The following is a 14,588-nucleotide window of genomic DNA, read 5'->3' as shown; positions in this document are numbered from 1 at the left end:
CCTTCTCATGCGTATCCCTCGATTGGCGCTCATGGCGGGCGCTCTGGTCGGCGTGCTGTTCGCCGGCACGGCCCACGCGGCCACCTCTTCGGCCCCGTCGTACAAGCCGGTCCTGACGAAGAACAAGCTCTACAAGAGCGGCAAGCTGGGCATCTCGGTATGCGAGGAGCCCGAGGTCACGAGCGGGACGGTCGACGAGGCGAAGATTTACTTCGAGGCCGTGATGGAGTGCCTCGACAAGGCGTGGAGCCCCGTGGTGAAGAAGGCGGGCTACCGCTTCACCAAGACGAAGTTCACGGTGGTGACCAAGGAGGGCACGAAGATCGGGACGTGCGGGCGGTTCCCGTGGGGCGCGCAGGCGGTCTACTGCCCCAAGGAGAAGGCCATGTACTTCCTGCTGAGCGACAACGTGATCGAGGAGCCGACGGACCTCGCGCTCATGCAGGTGCTCGCTCATGAGTACGGTCACCACATCCAGCAGCTCACCGGCATTCTGAAGGCCACCGACGTGATCATCGCCAAGGACAGCGAGTCGCGTGCGCTGGAGGCTCTGCGCCGCTCCGAGCTGCAGGCGCAGTGCCTGAGCGCGGCGTTCGTCGGCCGCGTGTGGAACTCGCTCGGCCGCCCCGACACCGACTGGAGCATCCTGCTCAAGGGACACCACAACGTGGTCGCCGCCCTGGGCGCCCGCAGCGGCTCCGAGGAGACCCACGGCAGCCACGCCAGCAACAAGCTGTGGCTGGAGAGGGGCTTCAAGGCCCAGTCGGCCAGCGCCTGCAACACCTTCAGCGCGCCCAAGAGCAAGGTGCACTAAGACAAAGTCCCGCAAGACCCTCTAAGATCCGCGATCGTGCGCATACCCCTCACGGCACTGGCCGGGTGCATGGTCGCGGGTCTTCTCGCGCCCGCACCGGCCGCCGCCGCGGGCCGCATCGGCCAGGCCGGGCTCATGGGCACGATGGGCGGCGAGGTGGTGCCGCAGAAGTGCGCGATCCCGCCGATCAGGGTGGGCAGCGTCGCCTCGCTCAGGTCCTTCCACCAGGCGATGGCCGCGTGCGCCGACACGTTCTGGGCGGGCAGGTTCGCCACCGCCGGTCTGCCGTACAACTCTCCCGAGGTGACGATCACCACGGGCAGGGACTCCGTGTGCGGGGCGATCACCAGCAGCGGCGCGCAGTACTGCCCCGACCACCGCACGATCGTCATCCGGATCACGAAGCAGGACCTGCGGGACCCGTTCAGGATGAACATCGCGCACTCGGTGGCTCACGAGTGGGGTCATCACGTGCAGCAGCTCATCGGGGTGCTGGCCGCGCAGGCCGCACTGTACGAGCCCGCCTCGGAGGGGGCGCGCAAGCTGCTGAGTCACCGGCTGGAGATGCAGGCCGAGTGCTTCGCCGGGGTGTTCTACAGCGCCACGCTGAAGTCCATCAAGCCCGGCATCTCATGGAAGAACTGGATCGAGGCGGTGCGGAACGCCGACGAGAGCGACATCCACGGCAAACCGCGCAACCTGGCGCGCTGGCAGGACCGGGGGTACCAGGGCGGGGCCACGGGCTTCTGCAACACGTGGACGGCGAGCAAGGCCAAGATCACCTGAACCGGGTCAGGCGTTGGCGCGGGCCAGGACTTCCAGGGGGTCGGACAGCACGTGGGCGAAGGCCAGCTCGGCGGCGCCCACCAGGGTCGCGGCGTCCCCCAGGGCCGAGGTGCGCAGCCGTACGCGCTCCCGCTGCGGAGCCATGGCGTGCAGGGTGAGCTGCGAGCGGACCTGAGCCGCCGACCCGAGATAGATCTCGCGCAACATCCCCCCGAAGATCACCATCTCCGGGTTGAAGATGTTGACCAGGTTCGAGACGCCCAGCCCCAGCCAGTCGCCGACCCGGCTGAGCGCCTCCTGGGCCACGATGTCGCCGCGGTCGGCCGCGTCCACCACCGCGCGCACCGCGTCGCGGCCCTGATGACCGGCCGAGACGCGGCCCGCCGACTCCAGCAGGGCCCGCTCCCCCACCTCCGCCTCCAGACAGCCGTGCGAGCCGCAGCCGCAGGCCCGCCCGCCCGGGTTGACGACCATGTGGCCGACCTCGCCGCCGTAGCCGTCGTGCCCGCCGAGCAGGTGGCCGGCCGCGATGATGCCGCCGCCGATGCCGACGTCCCCGTGCAGGTAGATGAGGTCGCGGACGGCTATGCCGACGCCGCGGCTGTGCTCGGCCAGCGCGGCCAGGTTGGCGTCGTTGCCGACGCTGACGGGCAGGCCGAGGCCGAGCCTGCGGCCCAGCTCCTCGCCGAACGGCACGTCCTCGGCCTTCAGGTTCGGCCCGAACGACACCACGCCGTCGGCCTTGCGCACGCCGCCGGACACGGCCGCCGCCGCGCCGACGCAGACCGTGTCGTCCCTGGTCTTGCGGCGCATCTGGCGGGCGAACCCGGCCAGAGTGCCGGTCAGCTCGTCCACCTCGAACCGGCCGCGGTCGCGTACGGTCTCGCGGCGGTCGAGGATCACCCCGCCGAGCCCGACGCGGGCCACGGCCATGCGGTCGGGGCCCACGTCGAAGGCGAAGACGTAGACCCGCGCCGACTCGGGACGCACCACGAGCGAGGGCCTGCCCGCGCGGCCCGTCTCGCGCGGCAGCTCCTCGCGTACCAGCCCCGCGGCGGTGAGATCCGACGTCAGGGCCATGATCGTGCTGCGGTTGAGCCCCATCTTCGAGGTCAGCTCGGCGCGCGAGATCGGCCCGCCCAGGTGGACATGACGCAGCAGCGCGCCGAGGTTGTGGCGCCTGATGTCCTCTTGGGAGGGGCCGGCACGCATCGTCTGGGGTTCCTTCAGGGGCTGTGAGTCGCTGATCACCTTAGACCAGCGGCAGCCGCCCGCTTGCGCGCCAGGGCGTCGACACCCGCGGCGAGCAGCAGGACAGACCCCGTGACCAGGTACTTCACGCTGGCCCCGTACCCCATCAGACCCATGCCGTTCTCGATCACGGCCACCACGGCGCCGCCGAGCACGGCGTCGAGCACCCTGCCCTTGCCGCCGAAGAGGCTGGTGCCGCCGATGACCGCCGCGCCGACCGCGTACAGCAGGACGGAGCTGCCGCCCGTGTTCGGGTCTACCGAGCTGGCCCGCGAGGCCGCCACGATGCCGCCGACGGCGGCCATCGAGGAACAGATCACGAACGCGCTGATCTTGATCCGGTCCACCGGGATGCCCGCTCGCCTGGCCGCCTCGGTGTTGCCGCCGACCGCGTACAGGTGACGGCCGAACCCGGTGCGGCGCAGCACCAGCGTCCAGAAGACCAGCAGCACCAGGATGACCGGCACCACGATCGGCACGCCCGTGAGGGAGACCAGCGCGGGGTTGCGGCTGCGCTCCAGGTTGAGCGCGGCGACCGCGAGCCCGGCGAACAGCGCCAGCATGCCGACGCGGAAGGCGATCAGCGAGAGCGGGTCGGCGACCAGCCCGCGCTTGGTCCGGCTCCTGGCCCGCCTGAGCTGGACGGCCGCGTAGATCGCCACGCAGAGCGCGTACAGGGCCCAGCCGAGCCACGGCGGCAGGTTCCTGTTGGCGATGGCGTTGACGATGTCGTCGCGGATGGAGATGTTCGTGCCCTCCCTGACCAGCACCAGGACCAGGCCCTGGAAGGCGAGGAAGGCCGCGAGCGTGACCACGAACGACGGGATGCCGACCTTGGCCACCAGCGTGCCCAGCACCGTGCCGATGACCACACCGGTGAGGATGGCGGCCAGCATGCAGACGTACCAGGGCAGACCGGTGTTGATCAGCGTGACGGCGAGGACCGCCGCGCAGACGCCGCTCGCGTACCCGGCGGACAGGTCGATCTCGCCGAGCAGCAGCACGAACACCAGGCCCATGGCGATGACCGTGATCGCCGCGCCCTGCGTGAACAGGTTGGCGAAGTTGATCGCCGTGAGGAAGGAGGGCCGCGCGATGGCGAAGACCGCGCACAGCACCAGCAGGCCCAGCACGGCCGGCAGCGCGCCCATGTCGCCGCCGCGCACCCGCTGCGCGTAGGCGAGGAAGCTGTTCTTGATCGAGGGGGCCTGCGCCGCGGCGACGATGGCCTCGCCGGGCAGTTCCTTGACCTTGTTCATGGGGTGACCCCGTTCTTGAGGCCCAGTTCGCCGCTGCGGCCGGAGGTGATCAGTTCGACGACCTGCGCGTGCGTCACGTCGGCGGTCTTGACCTGGGCGGCCATCCTGCCGAGGTAGAGCGCCGCGATCCGGTCGGAGACGGCGAACACGTCGTTCATGTTGTGCGAGATGAGCACCACGGCCAGGCCGGTGTCGGCGAGCCTGCGCACCAGCTCCAGCACCTGCGCGGTCTGGGCCACGCCCAGCGCCGCGGTGGGCTCGTCGAGGATGACGACCTTGCTGTTCCACAGCACGGCCTTGGCGATGGCCACGGTCTGCCGCTGCCCGCCGGATAGGCTGGAGACCTGCTGCCTGATGGACTTCACCGTGCGGACGGACAGGCCGCTGAGGGTCTTCTCCGCCAGCTCCTCCATGCTGTCCTCGTCGAGCAGGATGCCGTTCTTGCGCTCCCTGCCGAGGAACATGTTCTGGACGATGTCGAGGTTGTCGCACAGGGCGAGGTCCTGGTAGACGATCTCGATGCCCAGCTCACCCGCGTCGCGGGGGCTGTGCACGTGGACCTCTTTGCCGTCGAAGAGTATCTGGCCGCCGTCGATCGGGTAGATGCCGCCGACGCACTTGACCAGCGTGGACTTGCCCGCGCCGTTGTCGCCGACGAGCGCGGTGACCTCACCGGGGTAGGCGGAGAGCTCGACGTCGTGCAGGACCTTCACCGGGCCGAAGCTCTTGTCGATCCCGCGCACTTCAAGGAGGGGGGTCATGGGGCTCCCTAAAACGAGGGTACGGCCCCCGCTCGTGGCGCGGGCCGTACCCCTCGGCGTTAACTGATTCCTGCCTCGGTGCACTTGGCGGCGAAGTCACCCGTGCACAGTTCCTCCTTGGTGACGTAACCGTCGGCCACCACGTCCTTGACGTTGTCGAAGTAGATGGCCTGCGGCTCCATCAGCTCGGCGGGCACGTCCTGGCCGCTCTCGGGGTCCTTGACGCTGCTGCTCGCCGTGGGCTTCTCACCCTTGGCCAGCGCGACGGCGAGCTTGGCCGCCGCGTCGGCCTCCTTCTTGACCGCCTTGTACACGGTCATGCACTGGTCGCCCGAGAGGATGTTCTGCAGGCCCTGGACGGTGGCGTCCTGGCCGGTCACGGGCACCTTGCCGTTGAGCTTGTTCTTCTTCAGCACCGTGATGGCGGCGTTGCCGAGACCGTCGTTGGCGGCCAGCACTCCGGCGATCTTCGGCTGCTCGGTCAGCATCTGCTCGAAGAGCGTTCCGGCCTGGGTGTTGTCCCATTCGGGCACCGACTGCTCGGGGCCCTTGACGTACTCGCCGCCGTCGAACTTGGGCTTGAGCACGCCGTCGTAACCGGCCTTGAACAGCGTCGCGTTGTTGTCCGTCGGCGAGCCGTTCAAGTAGGCGACGATCGGCTTGTCGGCCTTCTTGTCGGTGAGGCACTTGCTCAGGCCCTCGCCCTGGAGCGTGCCCACCTTGGTGTTGTCGAAGCTGACGTAGTAGGCGGCGCCGCCGCCCAGGGTCAGCCGGTCGTAGTCGATCGTGGCCACGCCCTGCGACTTGGCCTTCTCGATGACGGTCTTGCCGGTTCCGCTGTCCAGGTTCACGATCATCAGGACGGTGGCGCCGTTAGTGATCATCTGGTCGGCGATGGTCTGGAACGCCGTCTTGTCGTTCTGGGCGTTCTGGATGTCGTACTGGACGCCGGCGGCCTTGAACGCCTCTTCCAGGTACTTGCGGTCCGCCGTCTCCCACCGGGCGGAGGACTTGCTGTCCGGGAGGATGACACCCACCTTGCCGGCCTTGGCTGCTTCCGTGGCCGAGGCGGTCGAGGTCGACGTGGTCTGACCGCTGTCGCCCCCGCAGGCGGTGAGACCGAGGGCGAGCGCGGCTGCCGCGGCGGTCAGGCTGAGGATCCCTTTGCGCATGATGCAGGGTCCTTTCTTCCGGAGGGGCCCGGATGAATGTTGTTTGCGGCAACGTATTCCGGTACGGACAGCATGGGAAGGGGGTGAAGGCGGCGAGTTTGTTGTTTCCGGTAACAATCCAGAAACGTCAGCTCAACACGGGCTCATCCGAGCGAGCCCGGCGGTCATCGCAGGCGCGCTGTTGCACCGATGCGGGCGCTGGCCCTCGACGAGACGCTCAAGGACCAGGTCGCCGCCGACCCCGCCCTGCGCGCGTCCGCCTGGCGGGTGGCGGAGCGCTACGTCGCCGGCCGGACCATCGCCGAGGGGACGGCCGTCTCCATCGACTACATGGGAGAGAGCTGCCGGGACGCCGCCCTGGCCACGGCCGAGACCGAGGTCTTCCTGGACCTGTCGCGGCAGGCCGCCGCGGGCCAGGAGATGACGATCTCCATGGAGGGTTCCGACCGCACGGACCTCATCCTGTGGACCCACGAACGCCTCTGCGAGCGGTTCGGCCACGTCGGCGTCACCGTCCAGGCCCGGCTGCACCGTACGGCCGAGGACCTGGACCGCCTGCTGCGCCGGCCCGGACGCATCCGCCTGGTGAAGGGCGCCTACCTCGAACCCGAGTCCCTCGCCCACGCCCGCGGCAGTCGCGAGCTGCGGGCGGCCTACCTGAGGTACGCGACCCTCCTGCTGGACAGCGGCCACCCCTGCTCGATCGCCACCCACGACCCGGACCTCCTCGGCGAGCTGCGTCCGCGCATGCGGCCCGGCTCCGGCGCGTACGAGATCGAGATGCTGCTGGGCCTCGACGGCGGCCTGCTGCCGGCGATGCGGGATCAGGGGCATCCGGTCAGGATGTACATCACGTTCGGCACGCAGTGGTGGCTGTATGTCTGGAACCGCCTCGCCGAAGACCCGTCCCGCCTGTTCCAGGCGCTGGTGGACGTCACCGGGAACGGCGGGTAGGCGGCTGGCCCAGATCGGTCGCGTCCACATGCGGCCATAAGTCGTGACAAACGGCACCATCATCTGCGATACATCGATCAAGGCCATTCGGCGTGCGGGGACGCTGTTGTTTACCCATCTGGGGGTTCCGTGAAGCGGCTCTGCAGCGCCCTGGGCACCATCCTGCTCGTCTCCGCCGCCCTGATCGCCGGGAACGTTCCACCGGCCGCGGCCTTACCCGCTCAGTTCCAGAAACAGACGGTCTTCAGCGGCCTGAACCACCCGTCCAACATCGAGTTCTCCCCAGACGGACGGGTCTTCGTGGCCGAGAAGAGCGGCCTGATCAAGGTCTTCGACTCGCTCGCCGACACCACCCCGACCACGTACGCCGACCTGCGCACCCAGGTGCACAACTTCTGGGACCGCGGCCTGCTCGGCCTCGCCCTGCACCCGGACTTCCCGTCCGATCCGCGGATGTACGTCCTGTACGCCTACGACGCCGTCCCCGGCGGCACCGCGCCCCGCTGGGGCACCCCCGGCGGCACGGACGATCCCTGCCCTACCCCGCCCGGCGCGACCGCCGACGGGTGCCTGGTCACCGGCCGGCTCTCGGTGATCTCGCCGGCGGGGGCGGAGACGCCGCTGATCACCGACTGGTGCCAGCAGCATCCGAGCCACTCCGTGGGCGACCTGCAGTTCGGCGCCGACGGCGCGCTGTACGCCTCCGGCGGTGACGGCGCCAGCTTCAACTTCGCCGACTACGGCCAGGACAACCTGCCCGCCTCCGACATCACGCCCGACAACCCGTGCGGCGACCCGCCCTCCCCCGTCGGCACCGCGCTCAGCCCGCCCGCCGCCGAGGGTGGCGCGCTGCGCTCGCAGGACGTACGCACCACCGCCGACCCGGCCGGGCTGGCCGGCACCGTGATCCGGATAAATCCGGACACGGGGGCTGCTGCCGCCGGGAACCCGAACGCCGGCAGCGCCGACCCCAACCTCGCCAGGATCGTCGCCCACGGCCTGCGCAACCCGTTCCGCATCACCGACCGCCCCGGCACCAGCGAGATCTGGTCCGGCGAGGTCGGCTGGAGCACGTTCGAGGAGATCAACCGGATCGCCTCGCCCACCACGTCCGTGCCGAACTTCGGCTGGCCCTGCTACGAGGGCGCCGGCCGCCAGGGCGGCTACGACAACCTCAACCTGACCCTCTGCGAGAACCTCTACACGGCCGGCGCAGCCGCGCACGCCGCCCCGTACTTCGCCTGGAACCACAACTCCAGGCCCGCCCCGAACGACCCCTGCCCGACCGGCGGCTCCTCCTCCAGCGGCGTGGCCTTCTACGAGGGCGGCGACTACCCGGCCGCCTACGACGGCGCCCTGTTCTTCTCCGACTACAGCCGCTCCTGCGTCTGGGTGATGACCCCCGGAGCGAACGGCCTGCCCGACCCCGCCACGGTGGCCAACTTCGACTCCGGCATCCCCGCGGTCGAGCTGGAGATCGGGCCTGGCGGTGACCTGTTCGCCGTCGACTACACCAACGGCACGATAGTCCGCTACATCTACGACAACACCCCGCCCGCCGCCGTTCTCGACGCCACGCCCACCTCCGGCAACGCGCCCCTCACCGTCAGCTTCTCCGCCGCCCGCTCCAGCGACGCCGACGGCGACCCCCTCACCTACGCCTGGGACCTCGACGGCGACGGCGAGCTCGACGACTCCACCTCGGCCACCCCGTCCTTCACCTACAACCAGCCGGGCTCCCCCGTGGTGCGGCTGCGGGTGAGCGACGACCGCGGCGGCCAGAACGACGCCACCGTGACGATCAACGTGGCCAACACCGCGCCCACCGCCACCATCACCGCGCCGACGGCGGCCACCACTTGGGCGGTCGGCCAGTCCATCGCGTTCTCGGGCAGCGGGAGCGACGCGCAGGACGGCACCATCCCCGGCTCGCGCATGAGCTGGGCGCTCATCATGCACCACTGCCCGAGCACCTGCCACGAGCACGAGATCACCACGTTCACCGGTGCGGGCGGCTCGTTCCAGGCGCCCGACCACGAGTACCCGTCCCACCTCGAACTGCGGCTGACCGTCACCGACGCGCACGGGCTGACCGACACCGAGAGCGTGCTGCTCCAGCCCAGGACCGTGAACCTGACGTTCGCCTCCTCGCCGTCCGGGCTGCGGCTCGGCTTCAACAGCGAGCAGGTCGCCACGCCGTTCACCCGTACGGTGATCGTCGGCTCCGGCAACTCGATCTCGGCGCCGTCGCCGCAGACCCTCGGCGGCCAGAGCTACGCGTTCGCGTCGTGGTCCGACGGCGGGGCCGCCTCCCACCAGGTGGTGGCGCCTGCGACGGCGACCACGTACACGGCCGCGTACACGCTGGTGCCGCCGGCGGGCGGGCTGGTGGCCGCGTACGGGATGAACGAGGCCTCGGGCAGCTCGGTCGTGGACTCCTCCGGCAACGGCAACACCGGCACCACCTCCGGCACCAGCCGGACGGCCAGCGGCAGGTACGGCCGGGCGCTGTCCTTCAACGGGGTGCTGAGCTGGGTGAACGTGCCGGACTCCGCGGGGCTGCGGCTCACGTCGGGCATGACGCTCGAAGCGTGGGTACGGCCGTCCAGCGTCAGCGGCTGGCGCACCGTGGTGATGAAACGGCACTCCGGCGGCCTGGCCTACGCCCTGTCGGCCGGCGCGCCCGACCAGCGGCCGCACGCCCGCCTGCACACCACCGCCGCCGCCGACCTGCCGGGCCCGGCCGCGCTTCCGGTCAACACGTGGTCCCATCTGGCGGCCACGTACGACGGGGCGACGCTCCGCCTGTACGTCAACGGCACGCAGGTCGCGCAGCAGGCCGTCGCCGGGGCGATCAGGACGGACGGCAGCTCGCTCAGGATCGGCGGCAACGGGCTGCTCAACCAGGTGTTCAGCGGCCAGATCGACGAGGTGCGCATCTACAACAGGGCGCTCACGGCGGCTCAGGTCCAGACCGACATGAACACGCCGGTGAGCTGAGCCCTCCTGCCTCCCAGGGTGAGGCCCGGCATCCAGCCTGGCCTCACATGGTGGCGGCGACCCCGGTTGCGGGCCTCACAGAGCGGCGACCCCGGTTGCGGGCCTCACAGAGCGGCGACGCCGGTTGCGGGCTTCACAGAGCGGTGATCACGTTCTGCACGATCAGCCCCACGGCCGAGAGCGCCGCCACCGTCAGCACCGCCACCCGCACCTTGCCCCCGTCCAGGTAGCGCCGCAGCGGCCCCGACACCAGGAACCCGAGCACCATCGGCACGATCAGCACACCTCCGACCAGCAGCGCCTGACCGGGCAACTCCCCCACCAACTGCAGGATGACCAGCGACTGGGCCGCGCTCAGGAAGAAGAACATCGCGAGCGTGGCCCTGATCTGGGGCCCCTTGGCGTTCTGGTAGACCAGCGCGATGGGCGGCCCGCCGATGCCGGTCGCGGTTCCGGTGATGCCCGAGACGAACCCGGCCGAGGTGATCGTGTACCCGTTGCGCGGCACACTCAGCGCCCGCGCGGTCAGCACCACCGCGATCAGCACCATGACGGCGACGAAGATGCCTCTGGTGTAGACAGAAACGTAGACAACGATGACTGCGGCGATGGCGCTGCCCGGAAGCCTGCCGAGGAGCGCGAACCCCAGCCCGCGCCAGTCCACCCGCCGCCACTCGACGGCCAGCGTGAACAGCGGGAGTGTCATGTTGACCACCTGGATCGCGCCCGGCATCAGGTCGGGGGCCAGCATGGTGAGCACGGGGGCGGCGACGAGGCCGAGCCCGAATCCAACTCCGCCTTGGACGATGGCGCCCACGAGAACCGCCAGGCTTCCCACTATGAGCACCAATGCCGCATTTGTCATGCAGACGAGTCAATCATCTTTACTTTCTGTTGCCATAAGCGCTATGCGAGTGACGATGCTTCGATAGTGTTCCGGTCGTCGCGCACATAGCCTGGCGAGTATGAGCGCGAAGCATAACGCGGCGACCACCATCCGGGTCAGCGTCAAGACGAGAGACCGGCTAGCCAAGATCGCGCGACAGGAGGGCCGCAACATGACCGAAGTGCTCAATGATGCCATCACCGACTATGAGCAGAAACTGTTCTGGCAGACCGTCAACGAGCAGATACAGCGCACCCAGCGCGAGGACCCGGAGGGCTGGGCCGACTACCTGGCGGAGCGAGAGCTCGTGCTGGGCCCGAAGCCCCGCACCCGCCAGATCGCACCGGAGTGGGAGGGCCTCATCACATTTCCCGAGGAGAAAGAGTGAAACTGGCGCAAGGTGACATCTGGTTCACCCGTTTCGGCCGGCCGACCGGCCGGGAGCAGGGCTTCGACCGCCCCGCGTTGATCGTCAGCAACGACCATCTCAACCAGTCGCGCCTGGACATCGTCCTGGCGGCGCCCCTGACCACCCGTGAGCGCGGCTACATGACCCATGTCCGCATCGACCATCGTGGCACGGGCCTCGTCAAGACCAGCTGGGCGATGATGGAGCAACTACGCGCCATCTCGCCCGACCGCTTCGATTTCTACGTCGGCAGCGCACCCGATGAGGTGGTCGAGGAAGCGGTCACCGTACTGAAGCGAATGTTGTGAGATTTCGCCGCCCGGCGAAGTAACAGTTCGCCGGGTGGCGTTCTCATCGTGCCACAGCCCGCACCCCTCTAAGCTCACCACCGTGCGATCAACCCCCTTCCTCCTCTCCACCCTCCTCGCCCTCACGCTCCTGTCCCCCCGCACCGCCCACGCCGCCGCGCCCCCGTTCCCCGAGAGCGCCGGCAAGCTGGCCGCGACCTCCTGCCTTGAGCCACCGCTCAGCTCCGGCGGAATCCCGCGCACCCGCGAATACCTCGACACGGTCGTGAGATGCATGAATAAGTCATGGTCTGCGTACTTCTCCGGCACGGGAGTGCGCTTCGAGCGGCCAGGCGTCCGGTACGCCGAGCAGGGCAGCGTCTGCGGGGTGCCCGTCGCCGACGTGGACGCCCTCTACTGCCACGACGCCAAGACCCTGGTGTTCTCGCTCACCGGACGGTGGATCGAAGGCCGCAGCGACCTCTACCCGTTCAAGGTCGCCGCCCACGAGTACGCCCACCACCTGCAGACCCTCACCGGCATCCGCCGCTCCTACGAGGCCCGCTACCGTGCCGAGGCGGGGGCGCGGGCCGAGCTGCGGCGCCGGTTCGAGTTGCAGGCCGACTGTCTGGCGGGGGTGTTCATGGGGAGCGTGCGGGGGTCCCTCGGGCGGACGGGAGAGGAGTGGGCGGCTCTGGGCGAGGTGGTGCGGGGTAGTGGTGATGGTGGCGAGGGGCGTAGTCACGGCAAGGGTGTCAACCGGGGGCGCTGGTTCAAGCGGGGGCTCACGACGACGTCGCCCGCCGCTTGTGACACGTGGTCGGCGCCTGCCGGCAAGGTGTCCTGACGGCTGGGGGTTGATCTGGGTTCAGGCGAACGTGTCGCGGGCGGGCCGCCTCTGCCGCATCGACGCATGACAAGCGGCTCCCCGGCACGCCGGCGCGTGGCAGGCAGCACTGCTGGGCCAGCGCCAAGCCAGCAGCCCTGCGCGGCGGGCCGCCGCAGCGGGCCAGTACTACAGCCCCGCACGGCGGGCCGCCGCAGCGGGCCAGCACGACAGCCCCGCACGGCGCGCCAGCACGGCAGCCCTGCGCGGCGGCAGCACGTGACAAGCAGGAAGTCGCCTCACCCCCACGCCGTCAGCCCCTCGGCGATGCGGGTCGCCTGGGCGGCGAGGCCCGGGATGCTGGAGGTGATGAACGACCCGCCGCCGGCCAGGTCCCCCAGCACGTGCAGGCGTGGGTCGGCGGGCACCAGCCCACCCGAGGGGTGCAGCGCCGCCAGACCGTCGGCAAGCAGGGCGGTAACCAGCGGCTCGGCTGTGCCGGGCACGGCCTGGGGCGGCGGGTTCACCGCGTTGACGGCGACGTCCACCTCCAGTTCCTCACCGTCGCCACGCACCCGGAACCCGCCCGCCACCGCCTCGCCACGCGCCCTGGGCACCCGGAACCCGCCCGTCACCGCCTCGATCTTGCGCACGCCGGCGACCACGGACAGCTGTCCCGAGTCGAACAGGCGCAGCAGGGTGGCGGCGTTCACCGGCACCATCGGCGAGGCAACGCTGATGGCCAGGCGGGCGTGCCGCCGCAGGCGTTCCCGGTCGGGCTCGGACAGCAGCCGCCACGCGAACGGGCCGACGACGTGCGCGGCCTCCTGCAGCACCCGGCGCGCGATCGCGGGATCACCGACGGCGGCCAGTTGCCGACGCAACCGCTCGACGGACGGCTCGGAACTCACAGGCAGCGATCCCTGCGCGGAGTTCTCCGCCGACACCGCCGTCCGTGCGGAGTCCTCTGCCGACACCACCGTCCGTGCGAAAGCCTCCGCCGACACCACCGTCCGTGCGAAAGCCTCCGCCGACACCACCGTCCGTGCGAAAGCCTCCGCCGACACCACCGTCCGTGCGGAGTTCTCCGCCGACAGCAGTTCCCGTGCGAAGCCCGCGAGATCCTCCCCCACCTCGTCCAGCTCGGCACGCAGCAGCCCGACGAGGTCATCGAGGGTGACGGCGCCGTGCTCGCGCCGCAACGCCTCCACGCGCTCGACCGTGAGGTGCCGCCGCCGGTGGCCGAGCGGCCGCTGCCAGACGGCGGGCAGCATGCCGGTGCGGGAGACGAGAGCGATCCGCCCGGTGTGGCCGCGGGCGGCGAGCGACACGACCACGTCGACGGCCGTCAGCCCGCTGCCGATCACCGCGACGTCGGCCTCGCCCGGCACCCCGTCCAGCGTGTACGCCAGAGGGTACGGGTCGCCGATGTACCCGGGTGCACCGCTCAGCCCGTAGTGATCCTGAGGCGTCCCCCCGCCCACGCACACCACCACTTGGTCGGCCACGTGCTCATGCCCGTCGGCGGTGCGCAGCACGAGCCGCGATTCAGCACCAGCGCCGCGCCCGTCCGTGGCACCCGGCGCCGGCCGGGGATCGCCGCCGGCACGGCCTGCCTCACCGTCCCAGGAGGCCCGAGCCGGCTGACCGTCCGAGGAAGCGCGCGCCGCCTCACCGTCCCAGGAGGCCCGAGCCGGCTGACCGTCCGAGGAAGCGCGCGCCGCCTCACCGCCCCAGGAGGCGCGGGCCACCCCCACGACCTGGGAGGCGACGACGCGCGTCCGCCAGCCCCGCCCCCGCAACCGCGCCAAGGCACCCTCAGCCGTGTCAGCCAGGTACTCACCGTAAAGAGCACGCGGCACCAGCGGCTGCCCCAGCAGCTCATCCAGATGATCGGCCGCACGCTCGGCCCCCAGCCACGAGGCGTAGTGCCCAGGATCGCAGCCACGGATCGACATGATGGCGGGCGGAGCGTTGACCAGCACACTGTCCAGCTCAGGCCCGTACGGACGCCCCCGCCACAGCTGAGCGGACGGCTCGAACACGACCACCTCCGCCCCTTCACGCTCCCCCATGGCCAGCGCGTCCAGCAGGCCGACCGCGGCGGCCCCGCCTCCGATGATCGCGATACGCACGACGCTCTCCTTCGCATCAGCTCCGAACAACCCGCCCGAAGCCTCGCG

The 14,588-nt window shown here is 70.3% G+C and carries 13 protein-coding genes; 7 read left to right on the top strand and 6 right to left on the bottom strand.

The features are described 5' to 3' along the window. The first annotated feature begins 7 nt into the window (after positions 1–7). Complete coding sequence (locus tag FXF51_RS11760) at positions 8–814, top strand: neutral zinc metallopeptidase (RefSeq protein ID WP_148434323.1); 807 nt, start codon at positions 8–10, stop codon at positions 812–814. Between the two features lie 36 nt (positions 815–850). Next, positions 851–1,600, top strand: a complete 750-nt coding sequence (locus FXF51_RS11755) for a neutral zinc metallopeptidase (protein ID WP_148434322.1) — start codon at positions 851–853, stop codon at positions 1,598–1,600. Positions 1,601–1,606: 6 nt separating this feature from the next. Here FXF51_RS11755 and FXF51_RS11750 read toward each other — a convergent pair whose 3' ends face one another. From FXF51_RS11750 to FXF51_RS11735, 4 genes are read right to left on the bottom strand one after another with little or no spacing between them, the layout of a single operon-like run. Continuing rightward, positions 1,607–2,812, bottom strand: coding sequence for an ROK family transcriptional regulator (locus tag FXF51_RS11750; protein ID WP_148434321.1), 1,206 nt, complete (start codon positions 2,810–2,812; stop codon positions 1,607–1,609). Between the two features lie 35 nt (positions 2,813–2,847). Continuing rightward, positions 2,848–4,110: a sugar ABC transporter permease gene (locus tag FXF51_RS11745; RefSeq protein ID WP_148434320.1), complete on the bottom strand. Its 1,263-nt coding sequence runs from the start codon at positions 4,108–4,110 to the stop codon at positions 2,848–2,850. Next, complete coding sequence (locus FXF51_RS11740) at positions 4,107–4,871, bottom strand: ATP-binding cassette domain-containing protein (protein ID WP_148434319.1); 765 nt, start codon at positions 4,869–4,871, stop codon at positions 4,107–4,109. Before FXF51_RS11740 ends, FXF51_RS11745 begins: the two co-directional genes overlap by 4 nt. A gap of 59 nt (positions 4,872–4,930) precedes the next feature. Beyond that, a complete protein-coding gene (locus FXF51_RS11735) occupies positions 4,931–6,043 on the bottom strand; it encodes a sugar ABC transporter substrate-binding protein (RefSeq protein WP_148434318.1) in 1,113 nt (370 codons plus the stop codon). A 189-nt stretch (positions 6,044–6,232) separates the two neighbouring features. On the opposite strand from FXF51_RS11735, the gene FXF51_RS11730 reads away from it, so the two are divergent. Next, positions 6,233–6,997 (top strand): proline dehydrogenase family protein, encoded by a 765-nt coding sequence (locus FXF51_RS11730; RefSeq protein WP_148434317.1) that lies wholly within the window; start codon positions 6,233–6,235, stop codon positions 6,995–6,997. Positions 6,998–7,126: 129 nt separating this feature from the next. After that, positions 7,127–9,997, top strand: a complete 2,871-nt coding sequence (locus tag FXF51_RS11725; protein ID WP_148434316.1) for a LamG-like jellyroll fold domain-containing protein — start codon at positions 7,127–7,129, stop codon at positions 9,995–9,997. A gap of 133 nt (positions 9,998–10,130) precedes the next feature. Here FXF51_RS11725 and FXF51_RS11720 read toward each other — a convergent pair whose 3' ends face one another. Beyond that, complete coding sequence (locus FXF51_RS11720) at positions 10,131–10,835, bottom strand: sulfite exporter TauE/SafE family protein (protein ID WP_262379444.1); 705 nt, start codon at positions 10,833–10,835, stop codon at positions 10,131–10,133. A 127-nt stretch (positions 10,836–10,962) separates the two neighbouring features. On the opposite strand from FXF51_RS11720, the gene FXF51_RS60725 reads away from it, so the two are divergent. From FXF51_RS60725 to FXF51_RS11710, 3 genes are all read left to right on the top strand, one after another. Next, positions 10,963–11,271: a hypothetical protein gene (locus FXF51_RS60725; protein ID WP_187414318.1), complete on the top strand. Its 309-nt coding sequence runs from the start codon at positions 10,963–10,965 to the stop codon at positions 11,269–11,271. After that, positions 11,268–11,600: a type II toxin-antitoxin system PemK/MazF family toxin gene (locus FXF51_RS11715; protein ID WP_187414317.1), complete on the top strand. Its 333-nt coding sequence runs from the start codon at positions 11,268–11,270 to the stop codon at positions 11,598–11,600. Before FXF51_RS60725 ends, FXF51_RS11715 begins: the two co-directional genes overlap by 4 nt. Before the next feature lie 82 nt (positions 11,601–11,682). Then, entirely contained in the window at positions 11,683–12,426 is a 744-nt protein-coding gene (locus FXF51_RS11710) for a neutral zinc metallopeptidase (protein WP_148434313.1), read from the top strand. Between the two features lie 278 nt (positions 12,427–12,704). Here FXF51_RS11710 and FXF51_RS62550 read toward each other — a convergent pair whose 3' ends face one another. Continuing rightward, positions 12,705–14,540 (bottom strand): FAD/NAD(P)-binding protein, encoded by a 1,836-nt coding sequence (locus FXF51_RS62550; RefSeq protein ID WP_262379443.1) that lies wholly within the window; start codon positions 14,538–14,540, stop codon positions 12,705–12,707. Positions 14,541–14,588 lie beyond the last annotated feature (48 nt).

This window comes from Nonomuraea sp. PA05 (assembly GCF_008086045.1).
In the GTDB taxonomy this organism is placed as follows: domain Bacteria; phylum Actinomycetota; class Actinomycetes; order Streptosporangiales; family Streptosporangiaceae; genus Nonomuraea; species Nonomuraea monospora.
This window is presented reverse-complemented; position numbering and strand designations above follow the sequence as displayed.

Bases quoted from the DNA above. Each gene is read 5' to 3' on its own strand.
- FXF51_RS11730 (WP_148434317.1), top strand. From the start codon at position 6,233: ATGCGGGCGCTGGCCCTCGACGAGACGCTCAAGGACCAGGTCGCCGCC.
- FXF51_RS11735 (WP_148434318.1), bottom strand. From the start codon at position 6,043: ATGCGCAAAGGGATCCTCAGCCTGACCGCCGCGGCAGCCGCGCTCGCC.
- FXF51_RS11745 (WP_148434320.1), bottom strand. From the start codon at position 4,110: ATGAACAAGGTCAAGGAACTGCCCGGCGAGGCCATCGTCGCCGCGGCG.
- FXF51_RS11760 (WP_148434323.1), top strand. From the start codon at position 8: ATGCGTATCCCTCGATTGGCGCTCATGGCGGGCGCTCTGGTCGGCGTG.
- FXF51_RS11740 (WP_148434319.1), bottom strand. From the start codon at position 4,871: ATGACCCCCCTCCTTGAAGTGCGCGGGATCGACAAGAGCTTCGGCCCG.
- FXF51_RS60725 (WP_187414318.1), top strand. From the start codon at position 10,963: ATGAGCGCGAAGCATAACGCGGCGACCACCATCCGGGTCAGCGTCAAG.
- FXF51_RS11750 (WP_148434321.1), bottom strand. From the start codon at position 2,812: ATGCGTGCCGGCCCCTCCCAAGAGGACATCAGGCGCCACAACCTCGGC.